Consider the following 1,904-nt stretch of genomic DNA (forward strand, 5'->3'; position numbering starts at 1 on the left):
TTTTTTAGCAAAACCAGAGGTCCAAAGGGTCTCTAATTCTAAAAAGTCAAAATCCTTAAAGATCTCTCGAACCGCATCACAATCATTTAGACTCAAGACAAATTTGCCTTGTATGCTTTTGAGAACTTTTGCCATACTCACAAAATCATCTTCAACAAAATTCCCAGAGCTGTAACACTTCTTCTTCACTAGATAAGGCGGGTCTAGGTAAAATAAACTGTCGGGTGCATCAAATAGCTCGATAACCCGTTCCCACGACAAATTTAAGATTGTCGTATCAAGAAGCTTCTGTCTAACACGCCTCATCCTTGATAACAGCTTTTCGGGATTAAACTCTGCCGTTCTTTTCCTTCCAAAACTAAAAGAGACATACTCTTTTTTCCCATACATCACACAACGTTGGAGAAACAAAAAACGTGCGGCTCTTTCAACTTTGGAAAGGCTCTCTGGTTCAATAGCCGCAAGTTCAAAAAACAACTGTCTTGAACAAACAAACCATTCTAGTCGTTTGGCTAAATCATCAAAGTCATTTTGAACACATTGAAACAGGTTCGTGATCTCTCCATTCAGATCATTAATCACGGAATATTTTGCTGGTCTTTTATTTAGGAAAATAACACCAGAGCCTAAAAACGGTTCAACATAGGTTTCATGGTCAATATTATTTAAAATCGGTATAATTTTCTTACGCAGATAGTGTTTACCACCCATCCACGCAAACAATGTTTGTGTAAATTCTTGTTTCATCATATTTTTAAAGGAGAAATTTGATATTTAACTTTTGGTTAACCATCTTTTAAGATGTGAGAAGCTATTCTCTATGGCGTCCACAAAACGGGAAAAATCTATTACAAACATAAAGACAATAAAGGCTATCAATTTCATGATGCGTGACATCATCTTTAAACCTTGATAGGTTTCTATCATCTCGTGAAGGAGCTGTTGTTCTTTTTCTGTAAGATCTTTATCTTTGCTGCTTCGTTTCTTGACCATCTTTCCAACCACATAAATGGGCTCCCTGCTTGTTATGCTTCAAAATATCTCTTGCAAGGTTGGAACTGATGACCGCAACATCCTTATTATCCAAATAAATGGGCAACCAGCCACCACAAGAAACAGACCTATTTGCCGCGCACCCAACGAGAAAGTTCAGAGCGCACACCAGCATCACTTTTTTGATTAACTTCATTTTCCACCTCAAGCCGCGTTGTTGCTGTCTTTAAAGCATTCTCTGTTTGCTTTTGCCTTTCGCTTTGCTTGCCAAGGTGAAACGCCTTGGCTAAAGCCATAAAAAAAAACGGCTAAAGCCGCTGTAAACATCAGAGAATATTTCTTTAGCCAAAAAATCATAAGCGTTGCTCCCGAAACCGCTTGGCGACAATCACTATGCCCGTTACAGCCGCTAAAACCATGATGCCTGCTAATGCCCATTGCACAGGTCCATTGCCTGCTAACAAGCCACCAAAACCAGAACAAGACCCTATAATCGGGGCAAGTGCTTCTATTTTAAGAAGTCCGGTTGCCGTTTTCGTTTCTACCCTTTGATAATTTGAAGAAACATAAGACCCTTTTACCCATAATCCTGCTTCTGCTGCTCGACGGTTGGCTAAACCCGCAAGAGGCTTCCCACCCACCTTATTCCATTTCTGTAATTCAACAGGTACCGCTTCATAATCCCCTTGATTAAGCTTCTTCAACAATGTTGACTTGCGAAAAGCAGCTGTTCCTACATTATAGCAAAATGAGACCAATGCCGCGAATTGGCAATCCGTTAACGAAACCGTGACCGATTCCTCTACCGTCTTCTCAAATTGCTTTAAGTCTTCACAAAGGATTTCTTCTGCTTGCTCTTGGCTAATACACATGCCTTTTTTGACAAGGGGGTGACCCGCATTGCTGGTGTG

General features: G+C 40.2%; 3 protein-coding genes and 1 pseudogene. All 4 read right to left on the reverse strand.

What is annotated here, in order from left to right; all coding sequences use genetic code 11:
• On the reverse strand, nucleotides 1–750 hold a 750-nt coding region (locus ACFILY_RS09380), incomplete at its 3' end, for a DNA adenine methylase (RefSeq protein ID WP_375673361.1).
• Between the two features lie 24 nt (nucleotides 751–774).
• Nucleotides 775–1,005, reverse strand: coding sequence for a hypothetical protein (locus ACFILY_RS09385; RefSeq protein WP_273791210.1), 231 nt, complete (start codon nucleotides 1,003–1,005; stop codon nucleotides 775–777).
• A 116-nt stretch (nucleotides 1,006–1,121) separates the two neighbouring features.
• Nucleotides 1,122–1,350, reverse strand: a pseudogene (locus ACFILY_RS09390) (hypothetical protein).
• The coding region (locus ACFILY_RS09395) for a lysozyme (RefSeq protein WP_375637984.1) at nucleotides 1,347–1,904 on the reverse strand (558 nt) is incomplete at its 5' end. The pseudogene ACFILY_RS09390 and the gene ACFILY_RS09395, both read right to left, overlap by 4 nt.

This window comes from Bartonella sp. CL25QHWL, from assembly GCF_042195335.1.
Taxonomy (GTDB): Bacteria; Pseudomonadota; Alphaproteobacteria; order Rhizobiales; family Rhizobiaceae; genus Bartonella.